Below are 15257 nucleotides of genomic sequence, written 5' to 3'. Positions count from 1 at the left end.
TTAGTGATTTCTTTTATAAATGTATTTGAACTAAACAGGAACAATCTCTCAATATTGCATCCCCTATAATTTAGCATTAATATAAAATAATGAGACTTACTGAAAATAGTTAATGAGTATCGTATTGAGGACTATTGCATTTTCGCAAACTCACTAAGGAGTAGGAGTGTTTTTTATATGTTATAGGGGGAAACGAATATTGGGACCAATGACTGAAGCTGATGCTCTACGTGAATGGTTTACTCTTTCCGGTACAGTGAAAGACATTTATATTATCGAGGTTGATGAGAACAATAAAGTAAGGCGCCAGATCGGACCCACAAAGAAGAAAAAGAAATAAGCTTAGCCTGCAGCAACCTACTATAACTTGATTGAAAAAGAAATAAAACGTAAAAAAGCCCCACCGACCTTTATAGGTTGATGGGGTATTTTATTAAAAAGGAAATTGAGTAAGCGAGAATATTAAGAGTACTATCCCAACAATCGAAGACAGAGCAGCCATTTTATCTTTAGTTTTAAAATAGGTAGCTCCGCCATTAAAAATCAGAGCTCCGCACATCCCCATCATTGTCCAAGACATAATCACTTGATCCTGATCACGGAAAAAAAATATTGCCAGAATGATTGTTGCTGCACTAAATAGAATACCGAACAGCCTTAGTGCTTTCAGCAAAAAATCCCCTCCCGAAATATTATGGGCTAATGAATTTGCAGCTTACTCGATATTACAAGAAAAAATGTAGCCAATGGGCCACAAAGCAAAGAAATTAAAAACCAGTTTAAACCACTTCTATTTTTACCTTGCGCTAACCCGGCATTTATTAATGCTAACGTGCCCCAACCCACAAAATACCCGTTATCCATCACGCACACGACCTTTCAACATCATTTTATAGGAATACGAATATCCAATATAATGGTTTCATCATACATAGATTACCATTCCTATAATAGAATCAGCTGATTATACAGACAAAGATGGTGGAAAAGATAAAATCGTCCTAATTCAAGGTGAAAAGTCGTCCTCAAGTAGTGAACTTATAATTTTTATTAAGGATGATAAAATTGGTTGGGGATATTCGTCTAATGACAAGAATAAAGAACCCTTTAACGAAATGAGAAAATTCTTCAAAGAGCCTGTAAATAACACATCTGATTCAGGTACAACTGAACAGTCTCCTGAAGCGACACTTAAAGAAATTAGTAATTTTGTCATTTCAGATATTTGGAATGTTGGATTTGTTGATATCAGTTGGTATGCAAGTTCAGGAACTAGCTCTACAGGTGAAGCCATAGATATAGATTTTACAATTGAACAATTAGGAAAAGCGATGAGTACAAAATTAGAATACGATAATTACATCAACAACCTGGATGCAAAATACGATTCAATTAAAAACATCTGGTCTAAGCTCTCTGGTGAGATTGATCGTATGTACAAGCAAATCCAAGATACTCCTCCTATAGCATATGATGCTACCACTAAATTAGATACAGGAATATTCAATCAGTACCAGGATGCTTTTAGTGATGAGGTAGATAAATTATCCAATTCTTAGATAAAAACAAATCCCTGCCAACCCCTCAGGTTGCAGGGATTTGTTATACATGCTGAAATTTCAACAACTACTTTATTCTTGTGGCGATAAGCTGGATCGTTTCATCAGAGTCTTTTACAAGACATTTCAAAGTAATGCCCAGTACAAGTGAAAATAAAGAGATCATAAAACAAATGACTGTAATCAGTGCTCCTCTTAAGTCATTTGTGAAATTATAACGCAAGATTTCTGAGAAGCTGCTAGTCGAAAAGAAAATTATAATCAAAATAAAAAACAATCCAAAAACACAAAATAAAATATTTGATATTTTATTAACTCTTTCAAAATAACTCATATATTCAACTCCTCTGATCAAGATAATAATCCACCAAGACATAAATGGTACCGGCAATACCAAAGGATTTGTGAACAACCCAAGAGAAAGGAAAAATTATAATTGGGTAAAGAAGGGCTGAAAAAAGAAATGCTAAGAAAATAAAAACAAACCCTATATTTTGAACCCCATAGTATTCAGTCGTGTTGATTTTATTTCCTTCCCATAGCTCTAATCCAAAAGTGGCCAAGGTGAATAAAATCGTCGAAACAAACCATAACATAATATGCTTAACTACACGCAAAGTAATCCCACCAATTTCAAGCTTTATATATCAGCCGTTTCATTCATAAGTTCTATTGTTAAATCTGCTTCCAATAATCATTTAGCACTTGGTTCTATTGAAGTTAAAAAAGGTTTTTGCCCTATTCTACTATTATAGGAAACAAAGTACTCCTCATTTATATTAATCAACTTAAATATTCCTTTTGGGATTGTGACTGTAGTTTGATCACCGCTCATATTTTGTACTACTATTTCTCTTTTATCTACTGACACTACATTAACAACAGCAGATGTACCTGCCATCAAAAGGTACCATATTATAAATAAAAATATGATCAAAGGAAGAAAAGAGAAGATTTTACGATTATTCATATCTATCACCTCAGAGTAAGGATCATATAATGGACATGATAGTTACCTCCTATCCATTCCCGAACAATTCTTGTATATATTTTTCCGACATATATTCTCTAAACTCTTTATCTAATAAGTATATTTCATCTTGTTTTATCCACTGGTAGTTAAAAACAGTTCCACAGTCTTCTCCTTCACCATCTCCAGTGAATCTCCACTTTTCAGGTAATCTTGTTTCTGGAATCAGAAGATAGTCATATCTTTCAACATTTGCTTCTATATAATCCTTATAATAATATTGTGTTCCTATTTTCTTTACTAATTTAAATTGTTTAAGTCCACTTTCTTCTTGAATTTCCCTGAATAAGGCTTCTTCTTCTGTTTCCCCGGCATCGACATTACCACCTACTAATCTAAAGGGTACTTCTGGTACATTCAGATAAACTAATAAGGTTTTTACTCCAACTTCATTGTCTTGCAAAATAAAACCGTATACTTTCTTTCTAATCGGTTTCCCTATCTTCATTCATCATGTCCCCCTATTTAGCTTCTTATTAACGATAATAAAAAAGTATTTGATCATTGATCAAATACTCCTCGCGTACGGTATTATGAAATATATACTCCCTTGAGGTCATCAAGTTATACTAGTCGAACATACCATAAATTTACTTTATTGTATTCTGAAAACCTAAATTAAACAAGAGTAACTCTTGTTTTTAGTCCATACACTTGACAGAATACTTCCTCACACTCACTCCGCTTCTGTTTAGCACATTACAATCTATTGTGCATTTTATATAGAGAAGCTTAATAGAAAGGGGTGAATCAGAATGGCAACTCGTCAACCTGATTTAGTGTTGATCACTTGGAGCAAAAATCCTTTGGTTCGTGGCTCTGCGCGTAGGATTATTTCTGTCCGCATCATTGGAAATGCTGAGCCTTGTCGACCTAGCTTAAGACCCAACGGGCTACTTGACACCGCCTTAGCTTGTTTATTAGATAATGACGTTGGTTTTAAAGTGGTATTTCGTAAAAAAACTTCAAGGATTAGCGGCTATTTGCTGCTACAACGCCATTAATATTTTTAAGGGGCAGTTAAGTTGCTGCTCTTTTTTTAGCGTTAAATAGAATCTGAATCTGATTGAAATTAGGTGAGTCCATGAACTTACAAGATGGAAAAAAGAGCTATGATTTAATTGTAAGCTTAGGTATGTCTTGTGCTCCTGCTATAAATATGCAAAGAAATAACCTGAGAACATTCTCCATGCCTCTCGACTGGATGATTTCTTATTCATTAACTGATGTAAACAGACTTTATAAAAATAGATTTCAGAATTTCATGGAGTTAACAAATCTGCAAATGCTCGAGGAGACACATTTTTTTCTAGAGGATGGCGTACCTGCTTATCCTAATGGGAACAAAAATGCTTTAGTGAAATCATATTTTATTCAGGATACCTTTTATAACATTATCTCGGTACATGATTTTCCAATCACCTTGGGTAAGCATTGGTCTACGACCTATCCATCTTATAAAGCAAAGCTCGATCTACGAATTAAGAGATTTTGGGACAAATTACTATGCAGTAAAAAAATTCTATTCATTAGATGGTTCGCCACATACGAACAGGCTGTAGAGCTACAAGCGATTTTGTCTGATATATTAAAGCCGAACGAATTCACTGTCCTTATCCTTTATCCCGTTCGTGAATTAACATCAGTACGAGAAATCCATTGGAATATTAATCATATTTGTGTGTTAGAATTTCCTGATGATATGAACGATTATGCTAGCTGGGATTATATTTTGAAAGATATACAAGTAACGAGCGATTAATTTATCTCTTATTAAAAAATGACCCTCTCATGGGTCATTAATGTTGTATAAGACTACATAATGATATGCCTAGAACATAAAATGGGCGGGTTCATAGAATACCGTATAAAATTCTAGAAGGTAATCCATTGAATAATTTTCAAATGTATCAAATGAAACAAATTCCTCAATCCGTTATAATCTCCTCTATTGATACATGTGTCGTAGAAACTCTAAAGAGCGTAATGGCAAACAAGTTGTTCATGAAACCACACGTGGTGGAATTAGCGGATGTGTCGTTGATGTTAACCAGACCATATAACTTTATATACACGAGGCAGAAGATTTTTGTGGTATTTGCGAGATCGTTTGGATAATACCAGAATAAACCAACGACTATGAGAGCTGGTAACAACTCTTTTTCACTAATATTTTTTATAATTTTTGAACAATGATTTGATTACCAGGACGATCTACCCAAAAAATTAAATTTCCGACCTTCTCTACACCTTGACCACTTCCATAGGTAGGAGGTTTAACCCTCTCTATAAGCTTGAAAGAATAACCCTCAAAATGATACTTATCCAACCCCTGAGCATACTTTTCCCCAAATTTATTTGAGCCATGTAGATTTGCATAAAGATTTTCCCCATCAAAGAAAATGCCTTGATATCCACCTTCATCTCCAAATATTCCTGAAAGTGGGTATCTTTTTAGCAGTCTGAATTGGGCATCAAATTTTCTAATCTCATTTTTGTCATGATATACTATCCAGAAAAATCCTTTAAACTTTGCTAACGATTCCGCCGTTCCATCACCGATATCGAATACATCGACTTGTTTTAAATCCGGTAAGCTGTACTTGACTATTCTACTAATTCGCTCATTCTCTGGTGGTGCTGAATTAAAATTATAGACAGTGGCATATAAAAAACCACTAGAAACATAACAATCACCAAATGACATAAACCGATTATGACTGTCCGTTCCGGTGTATGCTCTTTTTATCTCCTTTATATAATTGCCATCAAGATCATAAACAGAAATTGTATTTGAAAGAGTGAGCTTTTCCGAACGGTCTGAGGTGACATACACGGTCTTTCCATTAGATCCCACACCTTGCCACGCCCTAAATGGTTTTTTCATTTTAATTGTTCCTTCATAAGAACTCTCAACAGCAAGGGAATGAGAAGATAAGAGCCCACTTAAACCAAATGCAAGGCATAGAACAACGATATTTTTTTTCACGGTGCCCCCTATATGTAAATGATTATATTTTAATTCTCTTAGCACTATCTATTCTGTAGTACAAGAGTTCACATATAAGTGTATTTCTTTTGTGTTTTCACCGTATTAATACTTTCGCGAAATCATTAGTTATCTTCCATCAAATAATTAATCATTTCTTGCGCAGCAAAAACATATGGGTTCAGATATAACCTACTGATACTTACAAATATAGCAATAGGGTTACTGACTCCAAAATCACTTTGGCTCCAAAGTGATTTTGGATTTATAAGTTCAGGCTCTGCAAGATCATACTTTTCCATCAGCCTTTCCTTTGTTCCACTATCCATTACAGCTCCGTTTTCTTTATCCGCAAAAACTGCTCCTGATGAAAAACACGCCATGATCATTACAAAGGAAATGATGAGTATTGCTATTTTCTTTTTACGCATAATACAGCTCCTAATTCTTTCTATGTTCTATACTAAACTCTAAACCTTATACCAACTCAAATATTTCTCGGGTAATCGCAGGAAATCTATGTATTCGACAATCTTGATCATATGTAGATAATATTCTATGCATTAAATGGAATAAATAGGTTCAAAATCTATAATACACCTTACTCCATATAAAAACAAAAGCACCCCACAGCTAAAATTAGTAGGGTACTTTGTATTTGTATGATTTGCTGATATTTTACTATATCCATATTCGGCAGAGTATTTTTATGGGGTTGGAGTTCCTCCGTTGGCATTTAGCGTTTCGCCACTGATATAGCTTGATTCCTGGCTAGCAAGAAATACATATGCCGGAGCCATCTCTGCAGGCTGTCCCGGACGACCTAGTGGTGTGTTCGCACCGAACTCCTTCAGTACCTCTTCCGGTTGTCCACCCACCACTTGAAGAGGTGTCCATACAGGACCTGGAGCCACTACATTAACTCGAATCCCCTTATCAGCGACTTGCTGGGCGAGAGATTTACTGAATGTATTGATAGCAGCCTTGGTCGTCGCGTAGTCCAATAGAATCGGCGAGGGGTTATAGGCTTGGATGGAAGAAGTGTTGATGATGGTGCTGCCTGGTTGCATATGCTTCACTGCCGCTTTGCACAGCCAGAACATGGCATACACATTCGTCTTAAAGGTATCGTCAAAATGCTTGGTAGTAAGATCAGCAATATCGGGGACGAATTGCTGCTTGCCCGCGATATTGGCTAAAATATCAATTCCTCCTAGCTGCTTAACCGCAGTATCGACGAGCTGTTCACAGTATTCCTCATCTTTTAGATCACCTGGAATGGCGATTGCGGTACGTCCTGCTTCCTGCACCAGCTTGAGAACCTCTTTAGCATCTTCTTCTTCCTCCGGCATGTAGGATAAAACAATATCTGCGCCTTCACGAGCAAAAGCAATCGCAACGGCACGACCTATCCCGCTGTCCGCCCCTGTAACAATCGCTTTTCGACCTGTCAGTCGTCCGGTGCCTTGATAGGTATCTTCACCTGTATCAGGTACGGGATTCATCTTCTTCTGGAGCCCCGGCTCTTGTTGCTGCTGTTGAAATTCAGGTCCTGCCTTGATGTACTGAGTGGTAGGATCTTGCATCGTATATTGGTTAGACATCGATCAATTCCTCCTTTATTTTTAGAAAACCATTTTTATTTAACGAACTCTTTGTTATGTAAACACAACAGTACACCGCTAAACATACCTCATCGATAGCACAGTCCTGAATATTTCCACAAAAATACCCCAACAACCTGATAAGGTGCTAGGGTATCTCATACTCTAAGTATCATTGATCATTTAATGGCCTTAAATTTCCTCAGACCTGTCTGGAACCGACTCATAACGAGTACGTATTTCATGATTTTTAGCGTAGATATATAAATCTAAAGCCACTATTCCTCTACGTGTCAATTTTACAAGCAGGACGAAAAAGTAGATTCCCAAGCCAATGGATATCATCCAAATTAAAAAGAACAAAACACCTACTCCCCCTCCGAAAAAAAGACCTGTGTGTTCCATACGATTTATCCGCTCCTTAGGAAATTCCATTTTTTATCAGTCTATATTACATAAGATTAAATAAATATATGGAAACTCACACATGAATCGGGACACCCTCCACACAGTTTCGCGTATACATTACATAAAGGAGTGATAAATCATGGGCTTTTTTATTTTCCTCTTTGTTCTGTTAGCGCTACTTAACATCTTTTTCCCACGATTCGGATGGTACATGAGATACGGTTGGATGATCAAAGGCGACGTTGAGCCGAGTGAGGCTTATTTATTAATGACCCGCGTCAGCAGTATAGTGGCACTTATTGTCCTCTTTTTTATCTGGTCTAGTTTCTGACTTATCCTAACGCTCTTAATACATCCTCAATCTTGCGCTGATGCGACAATACGCCGTAATTCATCCAGGCCATAAAATCCACCTCATATACGCAACCGTTACGCACAGCAGGCAAGCTGCACCAGAGTTGTGTATCCAGCAGTTCCCGTCCTCCCCCTTCAAGCTGATCAAAGGTAATGAACAAATGATCCGCAGTCAGATTGGCAAGCTCTTCTTTTGTCAGGTTCACCCGATTCTTTCCACGGGTCAACTTCCGAACCAAGCTGTGGGGCTGCAAGCCCAAATCATGATGAAGCACGCTACCTGTATACCCCAAATGCTCACATCCATAGAGAGTGATTCCGTAGACTGAGATTCTTAAACAAGCGATGGTCTGACTATGGACGGAACGGGTAAGCAGCTGCTTGGCTTGCTGTGCCCGATGCTCATAATTGCCGATCACTTCCTGGACACGCTCCGTTCTGCCAAAGACCGCTGCTGCAGAATATAATGTGGCACGCCAATCCTCTTGATGAACAGGCAGCTTGAACAACGGAGCGATCCGGCTGCACTCCTCCAGATGCCAGCGATGAAAGCCATTATCCAGCAAGATCAATTCGGGCGTATACCGGGAGAGCTCCTGCCAATTACGAGTCGAAATATCTACCGCAGGCACATCATGGAGAGCCAGGTACTCTTGCTTCCCCCACTCAGCGTGAGAATATTGCGCCACAGGAGTAATATCTAGAGCCAGCAGATAATCTTCCAAAAAAGGAGCGAACACCCTCATTCCATCCTGATGGAAGCTTCTGTATTGGCCGGGCGTAACACCAACCGATCTTTTAAAACGCCGATTAAAATAATACTCATTGCTGTACCCGACGGATAACGCGATTTCATGTAAGCGGTCATTCGTGAGCAGCAACTGCTGCTGCGCCCTTTCGATACGAAGCCCGTTCAAATGCTCCAAGGGAATCCGCCCTGTCACTTCTTTAAAGGTTTGTGTGTAGCGCGCACGTGTAATGCCTGCAACTTCAGCCAGTTGATCGACGGTTACAGCTTGATTATAATGTTCCTCCATATAGTGAATGGAACGCTGGATTGCCTCATGATCACCTGTGATCTGAACGACAGAGGAATTTGCACGCATGATTAACAGCAGCAGCTCCTGAAAGCGCGTATGGCCTGCGAACCATTCGATCTCATCTGTGCTTCTACGGCTATTGTAGATAGCCTCTAGCAATAATTTACATTGTGAAAAGGGTCTACAGCTTAACAACCCAGATCGAAGGATGTCCTCTTTAGTCCTTCTTTCTATTTCACTCTGCCTGTTTTCCCCGGTTTCGATGATTTCAAAAGTAAGCCGATAAAAGCTAAGCCCCCGCCCCTCGGCATTGATTTTGCTTAATAACCCAGGTTCGAACAAGAACCCAGTACCTTTTTCCAGTGGAAACTGCCTCGACTCAGCCTCAACGTACCCCTGTCCTTCCGATACAATGAGTAGCGTATGATCCTGAAATACTTCACTCTGTCCGCTTACTGACAGGGATTGGGTCTCTATATTTATCAAGCTATAGAATAGCTTACTTCTATTGCTGTCTTGCAAATCTTTTGCCATTCTCCCGCCCCCAATTGAGAATCATTTTCATTCACTTCAGTGTAAAACAAAAAAGAAGGTCTATCAAGGGTGCTGATAGACCTTCTTTTTGCTATTCCTTCAAGGCGGCTGCCGTTTATTTCACCATAGCTTCCAGCAGGTCATCAAGCTTCATCGAATTGGCTGTGATGGCACCAGTCTGCCAATGGGAACGTTCCATTCTATAAACATTCCCGTTCTTCACTGCGGGCAGGCTCTTCCACAGCGGCCCATCAAGAATTTGGATCGCTTCCTGATTCCCTTCAGTATCCCAGCCCCCGTTGTCAGGGAATACGATGATATGATCCGCTTCGAGCTGAGGAATAAGCTCTTCGGAAATAATAGATTGATATTCGGTCATTTCTGCAGCCATAGGCACGGGTGTCAGGCCAAATTGAGAATAAATCACACCGATAAAACGGTTTTTAACACCGAACAAAGCAAAGGTCTTATCCGCTACGTTGAGCCGGATCACTGCTACTTTTTCTTGCCCCAGAGCTTGTTGCAGTTTAGCTTTTCCATCTGCCACTTTCTGATCATACTCGGCGAGTACAGCCTCAGCCTTCTCCGGAATACCGAGCGCATCTGCAATCGCTGTAAGCACTTGTCTTGAGTCCTGCAGTGCCGCCTCAGGGAGACGATACGTTGGTGCTATCTTGGAATATTGTTCATACCTCGCCGCATCCGCGCCTCCGTCCGCAATAATCAAGTCAGGGTCTTTCTCCAATAACGCTTCCAAGCTTCCGGTAATATCAAATTCTGGCACATCAAGATTTAAGTAATCCTGTTTGCCCCAGCTTGGATGATACCACTGAACCACCGGGGTAATCCCCAATGCCTTCAAATAATCTTCAAGGTAAATCCCGGCCACCCGTTTAGGGTTGACTGGAATCTCAACATCTCCGAATTCCCCTGTAATCGTCCGAGTTGCAACCTCTTCCGAAGCATTTGCACTTCCTTCGCTCGGTGTGCTGCTAGCTGAGGTTGATTCCTCTGCATTCTCTGTTTTAGCAACATTATCTTTCGTAGTATTGCTATTCGTTCCGCATGCCGCCAGCGCGGTCAATGCCATAATAAGTACTACTGACCATAAAAACTTCCGACCCCATCTTACCATTATCCCTTCACTCCAATGCTATATTTTCATTGATTATCATTCTCAATAATCATTATCACAATAGTAGCATGACTTTTATAGCTTTCAATGCACTTTCTCCGCAAAAATCTTATACAAACTATTAACTAGTTTCTTCCCTTCCTCACAAATTTCTTTTTATTTACGATTGATTTATACCATGCTTTCGCTTACAATAAACTCATAAACGCGCGTTTATGAAAAGAGGGGAAACATGCGCAGCGAAGACATAGCTAAGTTGGCCGGGGTTTCCCGAAGTACGGTATCCCGCGTGATCAACAATTATTCTAACGTCCCTGAAGAGACCCGGGCCAAAGTGCTGCGGGTGATTGAGCAACATCAGTACGAACCGAACAGCTTTGCAAGGGCTTTAGCCGGTAAGAAGACCGATACGATCGGACTCTTCGCCATCAGTATGAACGAGAAGGAGAATACTACCCGAATTTATCAAAACAATTACTTTGCTCCATTCGTTGATGCCGTAGTCGACACCTCGAATGCCCGCGGATGTTATGTACTGATTCATACGGTGTACTCTCCCGACGATTTCATCAAGGTAAAGCAAGCTTTTCTCCAAAAACGGATTGACGGCGGTATCATTGTCGGCACTCAAAAGGATATTAATATCGTCCGAGAAATGGTTGGGCTCGACTCTCCTCTCGTATTAATTGATTATGATATTTCTGAGATTATGTCGGAGCATCTGGACCGCAATCATCTGGCCATTGTAAACTCCAAAGATTACGAGGGCACCACAGAAGCAATTGAATATTTGATCTCTCTGGGTCATCAAGAGATTGGCATCATCTGTGGTCAAATGAATACGTACTCTGGACGAGAGCGTTATACGGCTTATGAAGATACACTGAAGAAACATGGCCTGCCTGTAAATGAGAGATTTATTCTTAAAGGTGATTTTCTGAAAGAGACTGCTTATGAAGAGGTCAAGAAGCTTCTTGCTTCTGGAGGATCTTTGCCAACGGCCTTCTTCTCCTCCAACGATGATATGGCTATATCAGCGATGGAAGCGTTCTCCGAGCACGGAATCATTATCCCTGAGGATATCTCCATTGCCGGATTTGATGACATTCAGCTAGCATCCCGTATCCAGCCTAAGCTGACCTCTGTACGCTTGCCGATCTATGAAATGTCTAAGGCTGCAGTTGAAAAAGTAATCGAGCTGTGTGATTCACAGCAACCTACGTTCAGCACGATCAGCTTTCCAGCTCGTTTAGTGGAGAGAGATTCCTGTCAACCGCCGAAGAAATAGCTTAGGATCAATTCTTCACTGAAGAAATCTACATATTTTTTCGTGAAGCTGCTATGATTCGGTACCGATGATTGAAGTTACTGTTTAATTATCCTGCTTGAAGCCAATGAAAAAAACTCCCTTCCCTCGAGGGAATTTTTTCTGAAACTTATAAACGCGCGTTCACAATCGAAAGGAGACTTTCTCACATGAAATTCGGTACCTTTGACGACACTCGTAAAGAGTATGTAATTAACACACCTAAAACCCCTTACCCTTGGATTAACTATCTTGGTAATGAGCAATTTTTCGGACTTATTTCTAATACAGCTGGTGGTTACACCTTTTATAGAGACGCTCGTCTCAGAAGATTGACCCGCTACCGTTACAACAATATCCCACTGGATACTGGCGGCCGCTACTACTATCTTTATGACGATGGTGATTTCTGGACCCCAGGCTGGATGCCCGTAAAACGCGATCTCGACTTCTACGAATGCCGTCACGGTCTTGGTTACACTTCCATTACTGGCGAACGGAACGGAATTTCTGTGAACCAGCTTGCTTTTGTACCTATGGGTCATAATGCTGAAGTTCATCGTCTTGTCGTGAAGAACACTGGCTCCGCTAAAAAGTCCGTGAAACTGTTCTCTTTTGCCGAATTCTGTCTCTGGAATGCACAAGATGATATGACCAACTTCCAACGCAATCTCAGCACTGGTGAGGTTGAAGTGAAGGATTCCGTTATCTATCACAAAACAGAATATCGTGAGCGCAGAAATCACTATGCTTTTTACTCCGTAAATAAAGAAATCGCTGGTTTCGATACGGATCGTGAAGCTTTCGTAGGGATGTACAACGGTCTGGAAAGCCCGCAAGCTGTAGTTGCAGGTGAACCTACTAACTCCGTAGCTAGCGGCTGGTCCCCTATCGGATCACATGCACTGAACATTACGCTTGAACCAGGCGAAGAACAAAGCTTCATCTTTGTGCTCGGCTACATCGAGAACCCTGAAGAAGATAAATGGGAATCCCTGAACGTAATCAACAAAAAACCAGCAGAAGCTATGATCGCGCAATTTGCTACAGATGCTCAAGTAGACGCTGCACTCGCTGCACTTGCTGCTCACTGGGATAATCTGCTGTCTAAGTATCAAATCCAAAGCGGCGACGAGAAACTGGATCGCATGGTTAACATCTGGAATCCATATCAATGTATGGTTACCTTCAACATGTCCCGTTCGGCTTCCTACTTTGAATCTGGTATTGGCCGTGGTATGGGCTTCCGCGACTCCAACCAAGACTTGCTCGGATTTGTGCACCAAATCCCTGAACGTGCTAAAGAACGTATTCTTGATATCGCAGCTACTCAATTTGAAGATGGCAGTGCCTATCACCAATACCAACCGCTCACTAAAAAAGGTAACAACGAAGTCGGCACCGGCTTTAACGATGATCCGCTTTGGTTGATCCTAGGAACGGCTGCTTACATTAAAGAAACTGGCGACACTTCGATTCTTGATGAGCAGGTTCCTTTTGACAGCGATCCGGATAACACCGCTACTCTGTTTGAGCACTTGAAACGTTCCTTTGAGCATGTAACTAACAATCTCGGACCTCACGGCTTGCCACTGATCGGGCGCGCAGACTGGAACGACTGTTTGAACCTCAACTGCTTCTCTACTGAGCCGGGTGAATCCTTCCAAACTACTGCCAACATCGAAGGCCGCGTTGCGGAATCCGTATTTATCGCAGGCTTGTTCGTCTTCGTTGGACCGGACTATACTGAAATCTGCCGGATGCGCGGACTTAACGATGTAGCTGTGGATGCTGAAGCTAAGATTGACAACATGCGTGAAATCACACTGACACACGGCTTCGATGGCGATTGGTTCCTGCGCGCTTATGATCACTATGGCGACAAGATTGGTTCCAAAGAAAACGAAGAAGGTAAAATCTTCATCGAACCACAAGGGATCTGTGTTATGGCTGGTATCGGTGTGGAAGATGGCCAAGCCGAAAAAGCGCTGTCTTCTGTTCAAGAGCATTTGGATACTAAATACGGTATCGTATTGCAACAACCACCCTATTCCAAGTACTATCTGAACCTCGGTGAAATTTCTACGTACCCTCCGGGCTACAAAGAAAATGCCGGTATATTCTGCCATAATAACCCTTGGATCATGATCGCTGAAACTGTCCTTGGACATGGCGACAGAGCGTTTGAAATTTACGCAAAAATTGCTCCTGCTTACCTGGAGGATATCAGCGAAATTCACCGCACAGAGCCTTATGTCTACTCCCAAATGATCGCAGGGAAAGATGCCGTTCGTCACGGGGAAGCTAAAAACTCCTGGTTGACTGGTACTGCTGCATGGAACTATGTAGCCATCACTCAATCGATCCTTGGTATTCAAGCCGATTTCAATGGTCTGAAGATCGATCCTTGTATTCCTACAGAGTGGGACAGCTTTGAAATCACACGTGTCTTCCGTGGAGATACTTACGTGATTCAAATCCAGAACCCAAACCATGTCTCCAAAGGTGTAGCTAGTCTTACCCTGGATGGCGTAGCTGTAGAAGGTAACATCATCACTCCTGTTGGAGATGGCGCTGTTCACCAAGTAGTTGTACAACTGGGTTAATGCTTTTATTTAAAAAATCCGCTCAACCGTTCGTTTGAACGATTAAGCGGATCTAAACTAAACACTAGATGACTCCTGAACTCTTCAGGGGTCATCTTTTTTTACCCTTTCACAACATCTGCTCTTAACTCACTCGCAACCTCAAGCATTCTCGGGATTACAGCTTCATTGCTGCCAGACACGTAAATATCCCCTTGATAATGTCTAAATGGGATTGTAGCATCACCAAAGCTCCACATAAAGAAATCTCCTTCAATGGTCATCGTAGTGGCGCCTGCTACTGTAAAAACGGATGTATAGGTGAAATCAGGTTTGAACGCGAAATACTGCTTGCACTCTTCTAAAGATATCGTTTGTGCCGAATCTCCATCATTCTGCATAGCTCTCGTAATTCGATAACGTTTGCTCATTGTGATGCCTCCAATATGTTCTGTAAAATAATCAACTACCTTGTCCCGATCAAATATAGCATACAATAAAGCTTACAATAAAGCGTAAATTCCAGCTATCCGAAACCATCCGATATGGCGAAAAAACCTGCAAAAGTACATTATTCTAGGATGAACATGCGCAGGGGGCGTAACGTGTCTACCTACCTCTTCATCAAAAAAAGGGACAGGCTGTAAAATACGGCCGCCCCGATCAGTGAAAGCTGTTAAACAGTAACCAGTCTCGCTATCTTTGCCTACCTA

Annotated in this window: 17 protein-coding genes; 7 read left to right on the top strand and 10 right to left on the bottom strand. The window is 40.8% G+C overall.

Annotated elements, in window-relative coordinates:
• The first annotated feature begins 199 nt into the window (after positions 1 to 199).
• Entirely contained in the window at positions 200 to 340 is a 141-nt protein-coding gene (locus tag ACN6KS_RS11755) for a hypothetical protein (RefSeq protein WP_156113100.1), read from the top strand.
• 93 nt (positions 341 to 433) lie between these two features.
• Here the strand turns inward: ACN6KS_RS11755 and ACN6KS_RS11750 are convergent, their stop codons facing one another.
• A complete protein-coding gene (locus tag ACN6KS_RS11750; protein ID WP_094871378.1) occupies positions 434 to 673 on the bottom strand; it encodes a hypothetical protein in 240 nt (79 codons plus the stop codon).
• 442 nt (positions 674 to 1115) lie between these two features.
• Here ACN6KS_RS11750 and ACN6KS_RS11745 point away from each other — a divergent pair, with 442 nt between their 5' ends.
• Positions 1116 to 1559, top strand: coding sequence for a hypothetical protein (locus tag ACN6KS_RS11745; protein ID WP_440962068.1), 444 nt, complete (start codon positions 1116 to 1118; stop codon positions 1557 to 1559).
• Positions 1560 to 1897: 338 nt separating this feature from the next.
• On the opposite strand, the gene ACN6KS_RS11740 is transcribed toward ACN6KS_RS11745, so the two are convergent.
• The 3 genes from ACN6KS_RS11740 to ACN6KS_RS11730 form a co-directional block, all read right to left on the bottom strand.
• On the bottom strand, positions 1898 to 2176 hold the full coding sequence (locus ACN6KS_RS11740; protein WP_341134513.1) for a hypothetical protein: 279 nt from the start codon (positions 2174 to 2176) through the stop codon (positions 1898 to 1900).
• Between the two features lie 77 nt (positions 2177 to 2253).
• Positions 2254 to 2529 carry a hypothetical protein gene (locus tag ACN6KS_RS11735; protein WP_042187280.1) on the bottom strand — a complete coding sequence of 92 codons (276 nt, stop codon included), beginning with the start codon at positions 2527 to 2529 and terminating at the stop codon, positions 2254 to 2256.
• 49 nt (positions 2530 to 2578) lie between these two features.
• Positions 2579 to 3037, bottom strand: a complete 459-nt coding sequence (locus tag ACN6KS_RS11730) for an NUDIX domain-containing protein (protein ID WP_440962067.1) — start codon at positions 3035 to 3037, stop codon at positions 2579 to 2581.
• Positions 3038 to 3344: 307 nt separating this feature from the next.
• Here ACN6KS_RS11730 and ACN6KS_RS11725 point away from each other — a divergent pair, with 307 nt between their 5' ends.
• Both ACN6KS_RS11725 and ACN6KS_RS11720 read left to right on the top strand, forming a co-directional pair.
• Entirely contained in the window at positions 3345 to 3593 is a 249-nt protein-coding gene (locus tag ACN6KS_RS11725; protein WP_094871366.1) for a hypothetical protein, read from the top strand.
• Positions 3594 to 3673: 80 nt separating this feature from the next.
• Entirely contained in the window at positions 3674 to 4351 is a 678-nt protein-coding gene (locus tag ACN6KS_RS11720; RefSeq protein WP_440962066.1) for a DUF1796 family putative cysteine peptidase, read from the top strand.
• 414 nt (positions 4352 to 4765) lie between these two features.
• Here ACN6KS_RS11720 and ACN6KS_RS11715 read toward each other — a convergent pair whose 3' ends face one another.
• The 3 genes from ACN6KS_RS11715 to ACN6KS_RS11705 all read right to left on the bottom strand — a co-directional run bounded on the left by ACN6KS_RS11715 (position 4766) and on the right by ACN6KS_RS11705 (position 7182).
• Positions 4766 to 5578, bottom strand: coding sequence for a YncE family protein (locus ACN6KS_RS11715; RefSeq protein ID WP_440962065.1), 813 nt, complete (start codon positions 5576 to 5578; stop codon positions 4766 to 4768).
• 125 nt (positions 5579 to 5703) lie between these two features.
• Entirely contained in the window at positions 5704 to 6009 is a 306-nt protein-coding gene (locus tag ACN6KS_RS11710) for a hypothetical protein (protein ID WP_440962064.1), read from the bottom strand.
• Positions 6010 to 6285: 276 nt separating this feature from the next.
• Positions 6286 to 7182, bottom strand: a complete 897-nt coding sequence (locus ACN6KS_RS11705; RefSeq protein ID WP_094871361.1) for an SDR family oxidoreductase — start codon at positions 7180 to 7182, stop codon at positions 6286 to 6288.
• 547 nt (positions 7183 to 7729) lie between these two features.
• Here ACN6KS_RS11705 and ACN6KS_RS11700 point away from each other — a divergent pair.
• Entirely contained in the window at positions 7730 to 7921 is a 192-nt protein-coding gene (locus ACN6KS_RS11700) for a DUF6199 family natural product biosynthesis protein (protein ID WP_094871357.1), read from the top strand.
• Position 7922: 1 nt separating this feature from the next.
• On the opposite strand, the gene ACN6KS_RS11695 is transcribed toward ACN6KS_RS11700, so the two are convergent.
• Positions 7923 to 9518 (bottom strand): helix-turn-helix domain-containing protein, encoded by a 1596-nt coding sequence (locus ACN6KS_RS11695; protein WP_440962063.1) that lies wholly within the window; start codon positions 9516 to 9518, stop codon positions 7923 to 7925.
• A gap of 115 nt (positions 9519 to 9633) precedes the next feature.
• Entirely contained in the window at positions 9634 to 10653 is a 1020-nt protein-coding gene (locus ACN6KS_RS11690) for an ABC transporter substrate-binding protein (RefSeq protein ID WP_440962062.1), read from the bottom strand.
• A 232-nt stretch (positions 10654 to 10885) separates the two neighbouring features.
• Between ACN6KS_RS11690 and ACN6KS_RS11685 the strand changes: the two genes are divergently transcribed.
• On the top strand, positions 10886 to 11941 hold the full coding sequence (locus ACN6KS_RS11685; RefSeq protein WP_094871353.1) for a LacI family DNA-binding transcriptional regulator: 1056 nt from the start codon (positions 10886 to 10888) through the stop codon (positions 11939 to 11941).
• A gap of 188 nt (positions 11942 to 12129) precedes the next feature.
• Positions 12130 to 14565, top strand: coding sequence for a GH36-type glycosyl hydrolase domain-containing protein (locus ACN6KS_RS11680; RefSeq protein WP_440962061.1), 2436 nt, complete (start codon positions 12130 to 12132; stop codon positions 14563 to 14565).
• Positions 14566 to 14666: 101 nt separating this feature from the next.
• Here ACN6KS_RS11680 and ACN6KS_RS11675 read toward each other — a convergent pair whose 3' ends face one another.
• Complete coding sequence (locus ACN6KS_RS11675) at positions 14667 to 14975, bottom strand: hypothetical protein (RefSeq protein WP_440962060.1); 309 nt, start codon at positions 14973 to 14975, stop codon at positions 14667 to 14669.
• Positions 14976 to 15257 lie beyond the last annotated feature (282 nt).

This window comes from Paenibacillus nitricinens (assembly GCF_052056485.1).
GTDB lineage: Bacteria > Bacillota > Bacilli > Paenibacillales > Paenibacillaceae > Paenibacillus_AQ > Paenibacillus_AQ nitricinens.
Note: the sequence above shows the minus strand (reverse complement) of the source record. Positions and strands in the feature narration are given on the sequence as shown.

What these genes read in the sequence shown, in the direction of transcription:
- ACN6KS_RS11745 (WP_440962068.1), top strand. Translation starts at nt 1,116, where the DNA reads ATGAGAAAATTCTTCAAAGAGCCTGTAAATAACACATCTGATTCAGGT.
- ACN6KS_RS11735 (WP_042187280.1), bottom strand. Translation starts at nt 2,529, where the DNA reads ATGAATAATCGTAAAATCTTCTCTTTTCTTCCTTTGATCATATTTTTA.
- ACN6KS_RS11730 (WP_440962067.1), bottom strand. Translation starts at nt 3,037, where the DNA reads ATGAAGATAGGGAAACCGATTAGAAAGAAAGTATACGGTTTTATTTTG.
- ACN6KS_RS11725 (WP_094871366.1), top strand. Translation starts at nt 3,345, where the DNA reads ATGGCAACTCGTCAACCTGATTTAGTGTTGATCACTTGGAGCAAAAAT.
- ACN6KS_RS11720 (WP_440962066.1), top strand. Translation starts at nt 3,674, where the DNA reads ATGAACTTACAAGATGGAAAAAAGAGCTATGATTTAATTGTAAGCTTA.
- ACN6KS_RS11710 (WP_440962064.1), bottom strand. Translation starts at nt 6,009, where the DNA reads ATGCGTAAAAAGAAAATAGCAATACTCATCATTTCCTTTGTAATGATC.
- ACN6KS_RS11705 (WP_094871361.1), bottom strand. Translation starts at nt 7,182, where the DNA reads ATGTCTAACCAATATACGATGCAAGATCCTACCACTCAGTACATCAAG.
- ACN6KS_RS11700 (WP_094871357.1), top strand. Translation starts at nt 7,730, where the DNA reads ATGGGCTTTTTTATTTTCCTCTTTGTTCTGTTAGCGCTACTTAACATC.
- ACN6KS_RS11695 (WP_440962063.1), bottom strand. Translation starts at nt 9,518, where the DNA reads ATGGCAAAAGATTTGCAAGACAGCAATAGAAGTAAGCTATTCTATAGC.
- ACN6KS_RS11690 (WP_440962062.1), bottom strand. Translation starts at nt 10,653, where the DNA reads ATGGTAAGATGGGGTCGGAAGTTTTTATGGTCAGTAGTACTTATTATG.
- ACN6KS_RS11685 (WP_094871353.1), top strand. Translation starts at nt 10,886, where the DNA reads ATGCGCAGCGAAGACATAGCTAAGTTGGCCGGGGTTTCCCGAAGTACG.
- ACN6KS_RS11680 (WP_440962061.1), top strand. Translation starts at nt 12,130, where the DNA reads ATGAAATTCGGTACCTTTGACGACACTCGTAAAGAGTATGTAATTAAC.
- ACN6KS_RS11675 (WP_440962060.1), bottom strand. Translation starts at nt 14,975, where the DNA reads ATGAGCAAACGTTATCGAATTACGAGAGCTATGCAGAATGATGGAGAT.